Raw genomic sequence first — 16,384 nt, 5'->3', positions numbered from 1 at the left:
CCCCGGCTTACTGGATCCCGAGATCCCTGGCCTTCTCCGCCAGCGCCTGGATCTTCTTCTTCGTCGGGCCGTCGGCGTTGCGCAGCAGGTCGGCCAGGAACGCCGACAGCGTCAACTTCTGCAGGTCGTCGGCCGACACGCCGGACAGCACCTGCTTGAGGTCGTCGGGCAGGCTCTTCTTGCCGTCGAGGTAGTCGCCGAGCAGCTTCTTGAGCGTGTCGCTGTGGTCGATGGTGCCGTCGATCGACTGCGCCGTGCCGACCGCGCGCACGAACTTGTCGAAGAACTGGCCGTCGCCGCCGACGATGTTGATCTTGGCGTGCTCGAGCGCCGTCGCCAGCACGCGGGCCTGGGCCTCGGCGATCGTCTTCTGGGCCGCGATCTGGGCCAGCTGGACGTCGCGGTCGCGCTCGAGCTGGAGGCGGAACTCCTCGTGCGCGCGCGGCTCGCCGGCGAAGTTCTGCATCGCCTTGCCCTTCTCGGCCAGGCCGGTGGCCTCGGCCAGCAGCTTCTCGCGGATCGCCGTCGCCTGGGCCACGCCCTGGCGCTCCTGCGCGACCGCCTGGGCCGCGCCCTGCTTCTCGACCGCCGCCGCGTCGGCCTCCTTGACCTTGACCTGCGCCAGGCCCTTCTGCTCCTCGCCGCTGGCCTCGACCGCGAAGCGCTCGCGCGCGACCGTGTTCTCGGCCATGCCGCGCTTCTCGATCGCGCCGGCCTCGGCCTCCTGCACGCGGACCTTGGCCATCCCGAGCTTCTCGGTGGCGACCGCGTCGGCCTCCTTCACGCGCACGTTGGCGAGGCCCTGCGCGGCCTCCTGGGCCTGAAGGCCCTCGGCCTCGCGGATCTTCGCCTTCGCCTGCTTGTCGGCCGACTCGAGCGCCGCCTCGGCGAGGATGAGCTGCTTCTTGGCCTCGTGCTTGGCCACTTCCTCGGAGGCCTGAGCGTTCTTCACGTCCTTGACCAGGCGCTCCTGGGCCTCGCCCTCGGCCTTGATGACGCGCGACTCCTTGACGCGGTTGGCGTCGGCCAGCACGCGCACGTCCTTGGTGCGCTCCTCCTCCTCGGCCACGCCCTTCTCGACCGACACGCGCTCGCGGACGACGTCGGCGATCGCCTTGCGCTCGATCTCCAGCGCCTTCTCCTTCTCGATGCGCAGCAGCTCGACCGCCCGCTCGCGCGCGATCGCCTCGGTCGCGCGGGCCTTCTCGACCCGCTCCGTCTCGACCTGGACCTCGCGCTCCTTGGCCTTCTCGGCGATGAGGATCGCGCGCTGCTTGTCCTGGTCGGACTTGCCGATCTCGGCCTCGTTGGCCTGCTGGACCAGCGTCGTCTTCTTGTGCTCCTCGCTGGCGACCCGCATCGCCTCGTTCTGCTCGCGGGCCTGCGACATCGCGATCTCTTTGTGCTTCTTCGCCTCGGCGTCGGCGCGCTGCTGCTCGTAGCGGAACACCGCCTCGTCGGAGGCGAGGTTCTGCGAGCCGACGTCCATGCGCTCCTTCTGCCGCAGCTCGTTGGTGCGCACGTTCTGGGCCGCCGTGATCTCGGTGATCTTGCGGATACCCTGGGCGTCGAGGATGTTGTGCGGGTCGAGCGACGACATCGGCGTCTGCTCGAGGAAGTCGATCGCCGCGTCGTCGAGGATGTAGCCGTTGAGGTCGCGGCCGATGACCTCGATCAGCTCGTCCTTGAACTGCTCGCGCTTGGTGTAGAGCTCCTCGAAGTCGAGCCGCTTGCCGACGGTCTTGAGCGCCTCCGAGAACTTGGCCGAGAACAGCTCGTCGAGGGTCGACTGGTCGGACGCGCGGGCGCAGCCGATCGACTGCGCCACCTTCAGCACGTCCTCCGGGGTCTTGTTGACGCGGACGAAGAACGTGACCTTGATGTCGGCGCGGATGTTGTCCTTACAGATCAGGCCTTCCTTGCCGCGGCGGTCGATGTCGATCGTCTTGACCGAGATGTCCATCATCTCGGCGCGGTTGATGATCGGATAGACGACCACGCCGGAGAACGCGACCTGGGCGCCCTTGCCCCACGTATTGATGATGATCGCCTTGCCCTGGTCGACCTGGCGGAGGAATCGCGTGACGACGAACGCGATGATGAGGCCGAAAAAGAGGATCGCCCCGGCGACGATTGCGATCAGGATCAGAGTCGGATTCATGCGATTAGCGTCCCTCTCTCACGCGCCTCGCCGCGTCACGGGCGGGCGATACTGTCCTTCGATTCGAACGGCTCGACCATGTAATAGTGGGCCGCGGCGTCGTAGCTCACCAGCACCACGCGCGTGTGCCTGACCAGCGCGTTGGGGGTGGCGCAGCGGACGTCGACGATCAGGTTGGCGCCGTCCTCGTGCAGGTTGGCCTGGCCGAAGCGCTCGTCGACGCGGCCGGTGGTGATCGTCGCCAGCTTGCCGACCAGCTCGCCGCGGCCGATCGGGCGGTGGCGCTTGAAGGCGTCGCCGAGCGCGCCGGCGATGAGCCCCGTCAGCATGCCGGCGACCACCACGGCGCCGAAGGCGATGCCGACGTGGACGCCCATCGCGGCGACACCGTAGTCCCTGAGCATCAGCGTGGCGAATGTCGACAGCGCCCACGCGAACAGGACGAGCATGCTGATGACGACGGTCGCCGGCGCCTTGCCGAAGCCGATCGCGGCCAGCAAACTCAGGCCCCCCGCGGCGCCCTCGACCTTGCCGCCGACGGCCTCGAGCTTGCCCGTGGCGCCGTCCACCGCCCCGTCGACCTTGCCCGCCATCGCGTCGACGGCCCCGTCGACCTTGCCGGCCATCGCATCGACCGCGCCGTCGATCTTGCCGGCCGCCGCGTCGAGCATGTCGCTGCCCACCCCGCCGAGCAGCGCGAGCAGCCAGTAACCGGCGACGACCAACAGGGCGACCGTGAACACCACGGTGGGGAAGCTGACGATCGCGGCGATGAACTCGTCCATGGGCCAGCCGGGCGGGCGTTGAATGGTGCCACACGGCGCGTCGCTCTGCCAAGCCGACCGTCCGGGTTCGGATCCGCCCGACCCCGGCGCGCTATCTGTCCATCAAGACAGGTGCCCCCGGCCGCTCGTCGGCGCGCGAGCTTTACGTCGATTCGGTCGACCGCTGTCCGCGTGCCAGCGACAGCAACGAACGGGCGATCTGGAGCGCCCCGCGCGCCTTCTTGCCGATCCCGGCGCCGTAGATCGCCCGCACCGCGCCCGTCACCAGCTCGAGCGTGGCAGGCCGTACGGGGTACAGCGCCATCCCTTGTCGCACCGGGAGGCGGTCGGTGACGATCGCCTTCTCGTTGCAGCAGGCGCGCAGGCCCTCGCGGCCGTTGATGCGCCCGAACCCCGAGATCTTGAGGCCGCCGAACGGCAGCGACTGGATCATGTAGGCGAGGCCGAAGTCGTTGACGGTGGTCATGCCGGCCGCGATCGCGCGGGCCAACCGCTCGCCGCGGGCCGGATCGCGCGTGAACACCGACGAGCCGAGGCCGTACGGGCAATCGTTGGCCAGGCGCACCGCCTCGGCCTCCGAGTTGACCTTCAAGATCACCATGACGGGGCCGAACTGCTCCTCGCGGGTGATCCGCATGGTGTGGTCGACGTCGACCAGCACGGTCGGCGGGTAGTAGTTGCCCGGCAGGTCGGTCCGCGGCTTGCCGCCGCACAGGACCCGCGCCCCCTTGGCGACGGCGTCGTCGACCAGCTCCTGGACGATCTGGAGCTGGCGCGGCATCGTCATCGCGCCGACGTCGACCTCGCCCTGCAGCGGCGGACCCTGGCGCAGCGCCTTCGCGCGCGCCACCACCTCGTGCACGAACGCGTCGTAGATGCCGGCGAACACGTACAGCCGCTCGGCGCCGACGCACATCTGCCCGCAGGCGTTGAACACCCCGAAGGTGGCGGTGCTGACGGCCTGCTCGAGATCCGCGTCGTCGCAGATGATCATCGGGTCCTTGCCGCCGAGCTCGAGGACCACCGGCGTGAGCGTCTCGGCGGCCGCGGCCATCACCTTGCGGCCGTTCTGCGGCGAGCCGGTGAAGAAGATCTTGTCGACGCCCGAGGTCACGAGCGCCGAGCCCGTCTCGCCGTAGCCGGTGACGATCTGCACGAGGTCGGGGTTGTGGCCGCGGCGCCGCAGCACCTCGGCGAAGATCTCGACGTAGCGCAGCGAGGACCAGGTCGCCAGCTCGCTGACCTTGACCACCACGGCGTTGCCGGCGAAGAGCGCCGGGATCGTCGGGCAGAAGAAGTTGTGGAACGGGAAGTTCCACGGCGCGATCACGCCGATGACCCCGAGCGGCAGGTATTCGACGCGCGCGGCCTTGTGCGGGAGCAGCCCCGACGGCCGCCGCTCGGCGCGGAGGTCGGCCTCGCCGTGCGCGATCGTGTAGCGGAGCTTCTCGCAGACGGGGAAGATCTCCCCCATCGCCGCGTCCACCATCGTCTTCCCGGAATCGCGCACCGCCAGGCGACAGATCTCCTCCTGGTGCGCGACGACGTGGCGCAAGATGTCCGAAAGGACAGCCCGGCGCTCGGCCCACGACGTCTTCGCCCACGCCGCCTGGGCCGCGCGGGCGCGCTGGACCACGGCCACGACCGCGTCCCTGTCCATCACCGTCGCCTCGCCGAAGCGTTCGCCGGTGGCCGGGTCGCTGCACGGCAAAACGGTGGGCGGCGGAGGGGGTTCGGGGGGACGGTGCGCAGCGTGGTCGCCATGGCGCGGCACCTTAGCGGCTTTGCCGGCGACCCGGCTTGAGCCGGATCACGTCGTCTGCAAACATCGGCGGGTCGTCGGGCCTCGCATGCTCCTGGCCATTTGCCGCGCAGATCGTCGCCGCCGCGTCCGACTCGCGCCGCCGGGCTTCGGGTCGACCTCGACGATCCGCGTGGCCCCGCCGGCTGCGCGCGAGCTCACGGCCGACCGAGGCGACCTGCGGGTCGCCGGCCCGCGCCGCGACCGACGACGCCCGTCTTACATGTTCTTTCGGACAGGTCGACATTAACCTTCGGACAGCCCCCATGCCGCACTCGCTCGTCGCTCTCCTGTCGTTCGCTCTCCAGCAACCGGCCGCGCCCGTGCCCGTGCCGACGCCGCCGGCGCCTGCGTCCCAGCCCGCCCCGGCGACGCCCGCTCCTGTCGCGACAGAAGCGTCCTCGCCTGCCGCGCCCGCGCCCGCGCCTGCGCCTGTCCCCGCCCCTGCGCCCGCGCAGCCGGCTCCGCCGCAGCCGGCCCAGCCCTACCCGGCCCCTCAACCGTACGGCGGCACGTCGACCCCGAGTTACCCGCCGCCCGCCGCGACGCCGACCATCGCCGCCGAGGGGCCTGCGAAGGCCCCGGAGTCGGTCACGCACCGCAAGCTCGTGTTCGCCAACCTCTACGGCCTGAGCTTCAACATCTTCTCGCCGATCCCCTCCGGCGACTTCACCTTCTTCCTCGGCACCAACCTGCGCCCGCGCAAGAACTTGGCGCGCACCTTCGACTGGAACACCGCGCTCGGCTATCAGCTCACGCTCTCGGTCGGCTACGCGGACATGCCGACCTTCGGCCTCTCGCCCCTCGACTACGACGGCATCTTCGTCCACCGCCACCACTTCACCGCCATGGGCTACGGCGGGCAGAAGCAGCGGCTGTTCTACTCGATGGGCGGCGGCGTCATGTTCGCCCGGACCGAGGTCGCCGGCGTCGAGGGCGAGGGTCGCCTCGGCTACGTGTTCACCGACCCGGCGAAGCGGGTCAAGGGCGTGATCGGCGGCCAGGCCCGCCTGACCGCCGCGTTCGGCGGCGTCCCGCTGCTGCAGCTCGGACCGTTCGTCGGCTTCATGGTCTTCTGACCGAACGGGCAGGTCCCGAGAGACATGCGCGTTCAAACCTGTCCCCGCGGGCATGCTCCTCGAGGCATGCTCCCGCGCCCCCGCTCAGCGGTGGAAGCGGACGTGGAAGTGGTCGCGGTGGCCCTTCCAGTGGCGGATGATGCCGTAACCCCGGCCCTTGCCGCGCGGGTACTGGAACAGCTCGTCGAGCTTGGCCTCGGACACGCCCTTCTTCTTGGCGTGCTCGTAGAGGACCTTCTGCAGCCCGTAGTCGAGGAAGATCGCGCGGACCTCCTTGGTGTCGACGAAGGACTTGATGAGCGCCCAGGTGCGCCCGACGTCGAGGTTGTCCGCGTTGCCCGAGAGGAACCGGACCTCGCCGGCGTCGGCCCCCTTGAGCACCAGGCCGACGTCGACGTCGACGCCCTTCTGGTGCGACTTGTGGCCCTTGAGCGGCCCCCCGCCGCGCGCGCTGATGTCGCCGACGTGGACCTGCGGCCCGCCCTTGATGCCCTTGAGCATCGCGTACTTCGAGATCGCGGCCTTGATCGCCTTGATCGTCGCGCCTGTCCCGAAGGCCAGGTGCGGGCGCTTGATGTAATAGTGCTTGCCCGGATCCAGCGGGATGCCGATGCGCAGCACGCCGCGGTCTTCGTCCTGCGTGGGCGCGAACGCGGCGATGATGCCGCGGTCGATCATGATCGTCAGCTCGTCGCCGGGCCGCAGGTCGGACTTGTTGGCGTCGAGCCGCTTGCGCAGCGAGCCCTTCTGCAGCGCGATCAGCTCCGCGACCTTCATGTGGTGCTTCTCGGCGATCTCGCTCAGCGAGTCGCCCTTCTTCACCGTGTAGCTGCCCTCCTCTTCGAGGTGCGGCGGCACCTCGGGGTCGGGGCAGACCAGCACGATCTGGCCGATCGACAGCTTGTCCGGGTTCTTCTTCAGCTTCGGATTGAGCCTGGTGATGTCGCTCATCCGCACGCCGTACTGGCCGGCGATGCGTCCGAGGTTGTCGCCGGACTTGACCTTGTGCTCCCAGATCGGCGTCTTGCCGCCGCAGCGCGGGTCGCCCTTGGGCTTCTTCACCGAAGTCGATTTCGTCGGCTTCTTGCCCGTCTTCGTCGACTTCGACTTGGCCGCGGCCGGCGGCTCCGGCGAAGGCGCCGGCTCGGGCGCGATGACCGCTGGGGAGTCTTCCTCTTCTTCCTCCTCGGGGGTTCCCGCCTCGGGCGGGTCGAGAAGGACCGGGGAGGCCGCCGCGGTGGGGACCGTCACGAGCCCCATCCACAGGGCGAGCGGTCAGCGCCCGCGGAAGGCGCCCGTGAGGAAGAAGTTGGCTGGTTCGCATTCAGCGCTCCTGTGCTCGAACAGGCCCGGGGCCCGCGCCGGCGGCCTTAGACCGCGGCGGGGGCGCCAGATTCACCACCCAGGGCCCTTCAGGGACAAAAGTCTCACGCGGGGCGCCGGAGCGCCACAAACTCGCGAGGTCCTCGCGGGGCCGGCCCGACGCCTGATATACCGGCACGCACGATGGAGAGCGTCGTCATCCAGGGCGTCGAACTGCGCCTCACCCCGCCCGACGAGATGCGCTGGCAGTGGGTCGGCCGGCAAGAGTTGAAGCGCCAGCTGCTGGCCGCGTGGGCCGTGTTGGACGAACAAGATCACGCGCTGTCGCCACGTTTAGTCGGCAAGCCCGGCGTTGGCAAGACGACTTTGGCGTCGGCCGCCGCGCGCGCCCTCGACATCCCGCTCTACGTGTTCCAGGCGACCATGGACACACGGCCCGAGGACCTGCTGGTCACGCCGGTCATCACCGACGGCCAGAAGCTGCGCTACACCGCCAGCCCGCTGGTCAGCGCGATGATCAAGGGCGGCGTGTGCGTGCTCGACGAGGGCAACCGCATGAGCGAGCGCAACGGGCCTCGCTCGCGCCGCTGCTCGATCGGCGGCGCTACGTCGAGTCCGTGGTCGCCGGCGTCAAGATCCACGCGCACCGCAACTTCCGCTTCTGCGCGACGATGAACGACGACGCCAGCACGTTCGACATCCCCGAGTACATCCAGAGCCGACTGCAGCCGCAGATCGTCATCGACTTCCCCGAGCGCGACGAGGAGACCGCGATCCTGCAGGCCAACCTGCCGTTCGCCAGCCCGCGGATCCTCCACTACCTCGCGGTGTTCCTCCAGCGCGCGCACGAGGACGACCAACCGTTCACGGTCCGCGACGGCATCAACATCGCCCGCTACGCGCTCAAGCTCGGCGCCAGCGACCGCGGCGGCCTCGACGTGAAGAAGCACGTGCGCCAGGCCACCGCCATGATCCTCGGCGACGACGCGCTCGAGTACCTCCCGGGCGAGGTCCCGATCGAGCAGCCCTGACCTGAACTTTCGGCCATGTTCGACGACGCCGCCGCGACCTACCGCCCGGCCTGGCCGGACCCGCTCAGCCTCTCGCGCGACGAGCTGGCCGAGCTCGACATGATCCTGCCCGGCGTCGTCGTCCTGCCGGTGCTGCACGGCCGGCTCGAGTGCGCGCAGATGGTCCGCCGCGCGATCGAGAAGTTCAGCCCGGCCGCGATCGCGGTCAAGCTGCCGGCGGGCATCGGCGAGCCGCTCGCCCGCGCGATCGCTCGCCTGCCGCTGCTCAGCGCGCTCGAGGTCCCGAACGAGGCCCAGCACGGGCGCCCGCAGTACCTGGTGGTCGAGCCCGCGGATCCGCTGATCGAGGCGGTGCGGCGCGCGACCGAGCTCGGGATCCCGTTCCACCTCGTCGATCGCGAGGTCGCCGACTATCCTTCGGCCCGCGATCACTTGCCCGACGTCGCCAGCGCCGAGTCGGTCGGCGCCGCCGCCTGGCTGCGCGCCGCCCTCGCCGCGGCTTCGTGCAGCCCGCGCGCCGCCGCCGACGACCCGCGTGAGGACTTCATGGCCGGCTCGGTCGCCGCCCTCGCGCTGCGCCAGAACCTGCCCGACGCCGCCGTCCTGGTCGTCTGCGGCCTGCACCACGCGCGCGGCCTGGTCGCCCGCCTCGGCCCGCTGCTGGCCGAGGGCGCCGCCCCGCCGGCGCCGCTGCGTCGGCTCACCAGGCGCGAAGGACATGTCGCTTGGCACCTGTCCGAACAGTCCAGCGCCGAAGTGCTCGGCGAGCCGGCCTTCCTCCAGGCCGCGTACGAGCGCAGCCGCGGCAGCGCTCCGCCATCGGCGCTGAGCCCGGCGAGCGCCGGCGCGGTGCTCGACCTGTTCACGCGGGCGCGCCAGGCCCCGATCCAGGACCCGTTCCGCACGCCCTCGCCCCCGATCCGCACGACGATCGGCCGCGGGTCACCGGTCGCACCGGCCTGCTGCTGGCGATCTGCCAGCAGGCGCGGACGCGCTACCGCGAGCGCACCGGCGGTGATCTCCGGCCCGGCGCGATCCTCCGCCTGCTGCGCTACGCCCACGCCTACGCGCTCGAGGAGGGGCGATCGCGCCCGACCTCTACCAGCTCGTGGTCGCCGCGCGCGGCTTCGTCGACGACACCTACGCCCAGGAGGTCTGGGAGGTCGCGACGGCCTATCCGTGGCAGGCGGTGCGGCCCGAGCTGCCGCCGCTCGACCTCTCGCTGCGCGACCTCCACGACCGCGTGCGCACGATCCACTTCCACCCGAAGCTCATGCAGCGGCGGCGTCGGCTGATGAAGATCGTGCGGCCGCGGGAGAAGGAGCGGCGCAAGGGCGAGTGGGCCGAACGTTTCACCGGCGACAGCATCTGCTCCTATCCGCCGGAGGACCTCGCGCTCGAGCACTACGGCGCGTTCCTGCGCAAGCGCACCGAGCGCGTGCTGTCCGACGCGCACACCCAGGTGGCGCCGTTCTCGACCAGCCTGTTCGACGGCGTCGACGTCCGCGAGACCGTGCGGAACTGGCACCAGGGCAAGATCTACGTCCGCATCGAGCAGCTCGTGCGCGGCAAGCCGGGCGCGGTCGTGGTGATCTTCGACGACGAGCCGCTGGTGCCCGAGGACGACGACGAGGCCGAGCCGAAGTTCGGCTGGCACATGACCTGGCAGGGCGAGCACGAGGACGAGGGCGACATGGCGCTGTACGCCAGCGACCCGTTCGCGCAGGTCGTCGGCCCCGGCATCGGCCGCGCGCTCTACGGCGGGTTCCTCCTCAATCGCCCGCCCGGGCAGATGTTCGGGGTGTGGGAAGACCCGCACTTCGGCGAGGCCCGCACCAAGGCCGAGGTGTTGTTGCGAGCCGCGCTCGACTACTCGGCCGAGCGCCTGGTCGTCTACGTGGCGGCCGCCCCGCCGCGCCCGGCGTTGCGCCAGCTCGCGCAGCGCATGGACAAGAAGATCGTCTACGTCCCGCTGGGGCAGCTGTCGCCGGTGGCGCTCAAGCGTCTCCGGGTGTTTCACGTCTTGAGCGATCGTAACGTGCGGGCGGTCGCGCACCGCTACATCCGCGACTAGGCGCACGCGCGGCGGCCTTCGCCCCGCGGGCGCGGACGGATTTGTTGTCACGCCGGCGTGGGTCGGTACCATGCCGCGGGTGGGGCGAGCCGGCCGTGAACACAGGTCGGTCGGCCGGCGTCCCTGCGCCCACGCTCGTACCCTGAGAACCTTCCCATGCGCACTCGTCTCCTCGTCAGCACCCTCGCCCTCACCGCCCTCGTCGCAGCGCCCGCCTGTGGGGGCGACGACCCGCCCGGCTCTCTCATCGTCCCGTTCAAGATCGGCGCGAACGTCGACTGCAGCGTCCTCGCCGTCACCGACGTCACCGTCGAGCTCTACAAGTACTCCGCCAGCGGCGCCGCGGGCGACCTGATCGATCAGGAGGTCGTCGACTGCGAGGACGGCCAGGCCGAGTTCATGGGCCTCGTCGCCGGCCGCTACAACGTCAAGGTCAGCGGCGTCGACGCCGAGAAGGTGATCGTCACCGACAACTTCGACAACGACCCGGCCGACATCGCCGAGGTCACCTCCGGCGCCCAGAACACCGCCGACGTCGTGACGATGTCGCCGACCCCGGCCAAGATCCTGGTGCGCTGGCTGCTCAACGGCGGCTTCGGCATGTGCAGCGACGTCCCGGTCACCAACTTCCGCGTCGCCACCTACGAGAAGGAAGGCCTGAGCGAGCTGCTCACCTACGACTTCGACTGCGACCCCGAGGAGCCGTCGGTCATGGGCTACAACGCCATCCTCGACCCCGACCGCCAGATCGCCGGCGACGACCTCGACCGCGTCTACATCGACGCCCTCGACCAGAAGGGCACCAGCCTCGTCACCGCGCCGCTCGAGTTCGTGATGGAGCCGCCGGGCCACGGCCGCACCGTCAAGCTCACCGCCGCCGTCGACTGCACGAACGACCCGTGCACGATCTCCTGCGCCGCCGGCAAGGGCGCCGATCCGATGGAGCCCACGCTCTGCCTGGCCGACTGACGGCCCGGCGCTCGGCGGCCCTCGCGCCGCCGCTCCAGTCCTGAAGGACATGCTCCGAAGAGCATGTCCTTTTGCACATTCTCTTTCGGACATGCTCTCGGGAGCATGTCCGATGAACGGCGCTACAGCCCGCGGGCCCACTCGGGGCGCAGGGTCACCTCGCCCGCGATCGCGCTGTCGATGGTCGCCAGGATCGCCGCGCGGTCGCGCGGCAGGCGGCCGCCGATGGCCAGGTAGTTCGACGCGTGGTTGGTGCGGAACAGCGCGTCGGTGGGGCGGGCCTCGTCGACGATGATCCGCAGCTCACGGAGCATCTCGACCACGGACGGCAGCGCGAAGCGGCCGCGGGTGTGCAGCGTGTGCAGCGGCGTCTTCGGCACCACCGTGGTCGTCAGCGCCGACGCGAACGCCGGGTCCATCGCCGTGATCAGGCGGGCGGTCGCGGACGCGTGCTCGCGGGCGCGTTCGGTGCCGGCGATCCCGAGCAGCACGATCACGCTGAGCTCGATCCCCGCCGCGCGCGCGCTCGGCCGCGGCCACGTGCTCGGCGAAGGTCGAGCCCTTGGCGATCCGCTTCAGCGTCGCGTCGTCGCCCGACTCGGGCCCGATGTAGATCCGCGACAAACCGGCCGCGCGCAGCGCCGCCAGCTCGTCGGGCGTCTTCTTGAGGATGTTGATCGCGGTCGCGTAGCACGACACCCGGCGCAGGCGCGGGAACCCGGCGTCGGCGGCCTTGAGGATCGCTAGCCAGCGATCGGTCGGCATCCCGAGCGCGTCGCCGTCGCCGACGAACACCTTGTCGACGCGGTTCTTGGCGATCGCCGCGGCGGTGCGCAGGTCCTCGAGGCACGCGTCGGTCTCGCGCTCGCGGTAGACCTTGTCGCTGTACATGTCGCAGTAGGTGCAGCGGTTCCACGAGCACCCGATCGTCGCCTGCAGGATGTACGCATCGGCCTCGGACGGCGGGCGGAAGATCTTGCCTTCGTAGCGCATGCGGCCTTCGTCTCTGGGGCGAACGATAGCCACACCCGCGGCGTCGGGTTTCGCGCCGCCGGCACGAGCGTCCTCACGCGCACCTGTCCGCGGCCACGTGGCGGTGCGAGCGCTTTTGCGCCCCGGAGTGCGACGCGTCGGGCTCTGCGGCCGGCGGCCGTGTATGCTCTCCCGGCCCTCGCATGACGATCGCCGACACGCAAGCGCACCTCGAAGCCCTGCAGCACCGCCTTGCCGACCTCCTGCGCGAGGTCCAGACCGTCATCGTCGGCCAGGACGACGTGCTCCGGGGCATCGTCACCTGCCTCCTCGCCGGCGGACACGGCCTCCTCGAAGGCGTCCCGGGTCTGGGCAAGACGTTGATGATCCGGACCCTCGCGGCCGCGGTCGACCTGTCCTTCGCCCGCATCCAGTTCACCCCGGATCTCATGCCCGCCGACATCGTCGGCACCTCGGTGCTGGTCGACCGGCCGGGCGGCGGCCGCGAGCTGGCCTTCCAGCCGGGGCCGATCTTCAACCACATCGTCCTCGCCGACGAGATCAACCGCGCCACCCCGAAGACCCAGTCGGCGCTGCTCGAGGCGATGGCGGAGGGCCAGGTCACCGCCGCCGGCAAGACGCGCCCGCTGCCCGAACCGTTCCTCGTCCTCGCCACCCAGAACCCGCTCGAGATGGAGGGCACCTACCCGCTGCCCGAGGCCCAGCTCGACCGCTTCCTCTTCAAGATCGACGTCCCCTTCCCCGGCGAGCGCGAGCTGCTGGCGATCCTCGACCGCACCACCGGCACCAAGACCGCCGCCGCGCGGCCGGTGCTCGACGGCCCCACGCTGCTCGAGATGCGCCGCTTCGTGCGCGCCGTCCCGGTCGTCCCCAGCGTCGCCGAGTACGTCGTGCGCGTGCTGCGGGCCACCCACCCCGACGACGCCCGCGCCACCGATCTCGTCAAGCGCTACGTCCGCTTCGGCGGCAGCCCGCGCGGCGCCCAGGCGGTGCTGCTGGCCGCCCGGATCCGCTGCGTCATGGACGGCCGCAAGTCGCCGTCGATCGACGACGTGCGGGCCGTCGCGTCCTCGGCCCTGCGTCACCGCGTCATCCTCAACTTCGAGGGCGAGGCCGAGGGCATCGCCGTCGACAAGGTCATCGGCCAGGTGCTCACCAGCGTCCCCGCGGACGCCGACCGCTCGCGGAGCTGATCGCTTGGCCTTCTGGAAGCGCAGCGAGAGCCCGCAGCCCGAGCGGCCCGCGCCCGCCGCCGCCGCCGACGACGAGCTGTTCGGCGAGGCCTTCCTGGCCAAGCTCGAGCTGCTGCAGGTGATCGCGCGCCGGCTGTTCCGCGGCAAGCAGCGCGCCGAACGCAAGACGCGCAAGGTCGGCAGCGGCCTCGAATTCGCCGACCACCGCGAGTACAGCCCCGGCGACGACATCCGCAACCTCGACTGGGGCGTGCTCATGCGCCTCGAGCAGACCCTGGTCCGCCTTTATGAAGAGGACGAGGACCTGCCGATCCGGATCGCCGTCGACATCAGCGACTCGATGTCGACCTCCGGCGGCAGCAAGCTGCGCTACGCCCAGCAGGTCGCGGCCGCGCTGGCCTACGTCGGCCTCGCCAACCTCGACCGCGTCGGCCTCACGTGCATGAGCCGCAAGCTGCACACCACTTTGCCGGCGGTGCGCGGCAAGGGGCGGATCTTCCGCGTCTTCGACTTCCTGCGCACGGCCCCGCGCGGCGGCCCGACCGACATGCGCGCCGCCTGCGGACGGCTCGCCGCCGGAGCACGCAGCCCGGCCTCACCGTCGTCCTCAGCGACTTCTACGACCTCCAGGGCGCCTTCGACGGCCTCAACCTGCTGCGCTTCCGCAAGCACGAGCCGGTGGCGATCCAGGTCATCGACCCGCGCGAGGCCCACCCCGAGCTCAGCGGCCTGCGCGGCGACGTCACCCTCGTCGACGTCGAGGGCGGCGACGCCCGCGAGGTCACCCTCAGCCCCGCGGCCCTGCGCGCCTACGGCGACGCCCACGAGAAGTTCTGCCAGGCCCTCGCCGCCAGCTGCCGCAGCCGCGGGATCCCCTACTTCCGCGCCGAGACCAGCGTCCCGTTCGACGAGCTCGTCCTGCGCATGTTCCGGGTCGGGGGCCTGCTCCGATGACCCTGTCCGGATGGACATGGCCCGAGATACTCCCGGTGTTCGCCGCCGGGGCCGCCGCGATCACTGCGCTGTACCTGCTGCGCATGCGCCGGCGCCAGGTCGTGGTCCCGTTCGCCGCCCTGTGGCAGCAGGTCACGCGCGAGAGCGACACGCGGCGGCTGTGGAAGAAGCTGCGGCGGCTGCTGAGCTGGCTGCTGCAGCTCGTCCTGCTCGCGCTCCTGTGCGCCGCGCTCGGCGACCCGCGGCCCGAGAGCTGGCTGCGCGACCCGCAGACCGTCGCCATCGTCATCGATCGCTCGGCCAGCGTCGCCGCGCCGGCCGCGGGCGAGCCGGGGCTCACGCGCCTCGACGTCCTGCTCCGCCGCGCCCGCGCCGAGATCGCCGGCCTCGGGCCCACCGATCGCGCCCTCGTCATCGCCGCCGGCGCCGAGGTCGAGGTCCCGGGCCCGCTCGGCCGCGACGCCGCCCCGCTGCTGCGCGCCCTCGAGGGCATCGTCCCCGGCCCCGGCGAGGCCGACCTCGGCCGCGCCCTCGCGCTCGCCCGCGCCGCATTGGCCGGTCAGGCCGGCGGGCGGATCCTCGTCCTCACCGACGGCGCCCTCGACGAGGCCGCCGGCGACGCCCTCGCTGTCTGTATCTCGGGACATGTCTCTCCCGACAGCCACGAGGTCGCTGCGATCCCGTGCCAGGTCGCGCGCGCCGGCGGCCCGGCCGACAACCTCGCGCTGGTCGCCTTCGCCGCGCGCCGCTACCCCGGCGACCGCGAGCGCATCGAGGTCCTCGCCGAGGTCCACAACCTCGGCGACGGCCCGGCCAACGCCGTGCTCGAGGTCCAGGCCGACGGCCTCGTGGTCGGGCGCCAGGCCGTGCAGCTCGGCCCCGGCGAGCGGCGGCGCGAGGTCCTGCGCGAGCTCGACGCCGCGCGCACCCGGCTCGTCGCCGACCTGTCCCCGGGGCCAGGCGCAGATCCGCAGCTGCTCGGCCCGCCCGACGACGACCGCGCCTACGCCGTGGTCCCGCCGCTGCCGCCGTTCAAGGTCGTGCTCGTCACCGACGGCAGCGACCTGTTCCTCGAGGCCGCCCTGCTCACCTTGCAGGAGCACATCCAGCTCACCGGCATCGGCCCCTCCGAGGCCACCTCGCACCCGTCGCTGGCCGAGGCCGACCTCGTCATCATCGACGTCGGCGATCGCCCGCTGCCCGACCCGCTGCCGCCCGGCGACCTCGTGATCTTCGACCCCGCGCGGGTCGCCCCCGACGCCGCGCCGATCCACGGCGCCGGCGAGCTCGCGCGCCCCTTCCTCACCGAGCAGCACCGCGAGCACCCGCTGCTCGACGGCGTCGTCCTCAAGGACGTGAACCTCCGCCGCGGCACCCGCTTCGCCACCGAGCCGGGCGACACGGTCCTGGTGCGCAGCCTCGGCGAGCCGCTGGTGGTCCTGCGCCACGAGCTCGGCGGCGACGGTCGGCGGCCGCGAGCAGTGCTCGCGCTCGGCTTCGATCCGCGCCAGACCGACCTGCCCCTGCGGACAGCCTTCCCGATCCTCGTCGCCAACATCATCAGCTACTTCGAGCAGGCCCGCCCCGGCTTCGTCGCCAGCGTGCCCGTCGGCCCCAGCCGCCCCGTCGCCGCCGCCGAGATCGGCCTCGGCGCGCAGGATCTGACCCAGGTCGAGGTCCGCGGCCCCGAGCCCGCCGAAGTCCCGACCAGCGTGCCCGTCGACGCCACCGGCGTGTTCCGCCTGCGCGCCATGCAGCCCGGCATCTACCGCGTGCGCGCTGTCGATGGCGCGGCCGCCGGGGCCGAGGTATTGGTGGCGGTCAATCAGGCCAGCGTCGCCGCCTCCGACCTTCACGATCGCCTCGGCGAGCTGCCGTCCGGCGCCCTCGCCGGCGACGCGGCCGCCCCCGTGCCCGTGCGCGACGAGCCGCTGTGGGCCTTGCTGCTGCTCGCCGCGGTCCTGCTGATCGCGCTCGAGTGGGCGGCCTACCACCGCCGCGTCACGGTCTAGCGCGGTCGC

General features: G+C 71.4%; 12 protein-coding genes and 2 pseudogenes. 7 read left to right on the top strand and 7 right to left on the bottom strand.

Annotated features, from left to right (window positions below):
- Positions 1–7 precede the first annotated feature (7 nt).
- The 3 genes from OV079_RS04040 to OV079_RS04030 all read right to left on the bottom strand — a co-directional run bounded on the left by OV079_RS04040 (position 8) and on the right by OV079_RS04030 (position 4,657).
- Positions 8–2,161, bottom strand: a complete 2,154-nt coding sequence (locus OV079_RS04040; protein WP_267766343.1) for a flotillin family protein — start codon at positions 2,159–2,161, stop codon at positions 8–10.
- A 35-nt stretch (positions 2,162–2,196) separates the two neighbouring features.
- Positions 2,197–2,946, bottom strand: coding sequence for a hypothetical protein (locus OV079_RS04035; protein ID WP_267766340.1), 750 nt, complete (start codon positions 2,944–2,946; stop codon positions 2,197–2,199).
- 142 nt (positions 2,947–3,088) lie between these two features.
- Entirely contained in the window at positions 3,089–4,657 is a 1,569-nt protein-coding gene (locus OV079_RS04030) for an aldehyde dehydrogenase family protein (protein WP_267766338.1), read from the bottom strand.
- 698 nt (positions 4,658–5,355) lie between these two features.
- On the opposite strand from OV079_RS04030, the gene OV079_RS04025 reads away from it, so the two are divergent.
- On the top strand, positions 5,356–5,826 hold the full coding sequence (locus tag OV079_RS04025) for a hypothetical protein (RefSeq protein ID WP_267766337.1): 471 nt from the start codon (positions 5,356–5,358) through the stop codon (positions 5,824–5,826).
- A gap of 84 nt (positions 5,827–5,910) precedes the next feature.
- On the opposite strand, the gene OV079_RS04020 is transcribed toward OV079_RS04025, so the two are convergent.
- On the bottom strand, positions 5,911–7,077 hold the full coding sequence (locus OV079_RS04020; RefSeq protein ID WP_267766336.1) for a penicillin-insensitive murein endopeptidase: 1,167 nt from the start codon (positions 7,075–7,077) through the stop codon (positions 5,911–5,913).
- A 255-nt stretch (positions 7,078–7,332) separates the two neighbouring features.
- On the opposite strand from OV079_RS04020, the pseudogene OV079_RS57225 reads away from it, so the two are divergent.
- A pseudogene (locus tag OV079_RS57225) lies at positions 7,333–8,180 on the top strand (AAA family ATPase).
- Positions 8,181–8,608: 428 nt separating this feature from the next.
- Here the strand turns inward: OV079_RS57225 and OV079_RS04005 are convergent.
- Positions 8,609–9,241 (bottom strand): hypothetical protein, encoded by a 633-nt coding sequence (locus OV079_RS04005; RefSeq protein WP_267766333.1) that lies wholly within the window; start codon positions 9,239–9,241, stop codon positions 8,609–8,611.
- A 47-nt stretch (positions 9,242–9,288) separates the two neighbouring features.
- Between OV079_RS04005 and OV079_RS04000 the strand changes: the two genes are divergently transcribed.
- Both OV079_RS04000 and OV079_RS03995 read left to right on the top strand, forming a co-directional pair.
- Complete coding sequence (locus OV079_RS04000; protein WP_267766331.1) at positions 9,289–10,254, top strand: hypothetical protein; 966 nt, start codon at positions 9,289–9,291, stop codon at positions 10,252–10,254.
- Positions 10,255–10,410: 156 nt separating this feature from the next.
- The gene (locus OV079_RS03995; RefSeq protein ID WP_267766330.1) at positions 10,411–11,223 is read left to right on the top strand and encodes a hypothetical protein; all 813 of its coding nucleotides are present in this window, start codon (positions 10,411–10,413) and stop codon (positions 11,221–11,223) included.
- A gap of 122 nt (positions 11,224–11,345) precedes the next feature.
- Here OV079_RS03995 and OV079_RS03990 read toward each other — a convergent pair whose 3' ends face one another.
- Positions 11,346–11,546, bottom strand: coding sequence for a hypothetical protein (locus OV079_RS03990; RefSeq protein ID WP_267766329.1), 201 nt, complete (start codon positions 11,544–11,546; stop codon positions 11,346–11,348).
- Complete coding sequence (locus tag OV079_RS03985; protein WP_267766328.1) at positions 11,527–12,216, bottom strand: radical SAM protein; 690 nt, start codon at positions 12,214–12,216, stop codon at positions 11,527–11,529. Before OV079_RS03985 ends, OV079_RS03990 begins: the two co-directional genes overlap by 20 nt.
- A 182-nt stretch (positions 12,217–12,398) precedes the next feature.
- Here OV079_RS03985 and OV079_RS03980 point away from each other — a divergent pair, with 182 nt between their 5' ends.
- From OV079_RS03980 to OV079_RS03965, 3 genes and pseudogenes are all read left to right on the top strand, one after another.
- Positions 12,399–13,409: an AAA family ATPase gene (locus OV079_RS03980; RefSeq protein WP_267766326.1), complete on the top strand. Its 1,011-nt coding sequence runs from the start codon at positions 12,399–12,401 to the stop codon at positions 13,407–13,409.
- Positions 13,410–13,665: 256 nt separating this feature from the next.
- Positions 13,666–14,363 (top strand): annotated as a pseudogene (locus tag OV079_RS03970) (DUF58 domain-containing protein).
- Positions 14,360–16,375 (top strand): vWA domain-containing protein, encoded by a 2,016-nt coding sequence (locus tag OV079_RS03965; RefSeq protein ID WP_267766323.1) that lies wholly within the window; start codon positions 14,360–14,362, stop codon positions 16,373–16,375. Before OV079_RS03970 ends, OV079_RS03965 begins: the two are co-directional and overlap by 4 nt.
- Positions 16,376–16,384: the final 9 nt, after the last annotated feature.

Source organism: Nannocystis pusilla (assembly GCF_026626665.1).
Taxonomy (GTDB): domain Bacteria; phylum Myxococcota_A; class Polyangia; order Nannocystales; family Nannocystaceae; genus Nannocystis; species Nannocystis pusilla.
Note: the sequence above shows the minus strand (reverse complement) of the source record. Positions and strands in the feature narration are given on the sequence as shown.

Bases quoted from the DNA above. Each gene is read 5' to 3' on its own strand.
- OV079_RS04040 (WP_267766343.1), bottom strand. From the start codon at position 2,161: ATGAATCCGACTCTGATCCTGATCGCAATCGTCGCCGGGGCGATCCTC.
- OV079_RS04035 (WP_267766340.1), bottom strand. From the start codon at position 2,946: ATGGACGAGTTCATCGCCGCGATCGTCAGCTTCCCCACCGTGGTGTTC.
- OV079_RS03995 (WP_267766330.1), top strand. From the start codon at position 10,411: ATGCGCACTCGTCTCCTCGTCAGCACCCTCGCCCTCACCGCCCTCGTC.
- OV079_RS03985 (WP_267766328.1), bottom strand. From the start codon at position 12,216: ATGCGCTACGAAGGCAAGATCTTCCGCCCGCCGTCCGAGGCCGATGCG.
- OV079_RS03980 (WP_267766326.1), top strand. From the start codon at position 12,399: ATGACGATCGCCGACACGCAAGCGCACCTCGAAGCCCTGCAGCACCGC.
- OV079_RS03965 (WP_267766323.1), top strand. From the start codon at position 14,360: ATGACCCTGTCCGGATGGACATGGCCCGAGATACTCCCGGTGTTCGCC.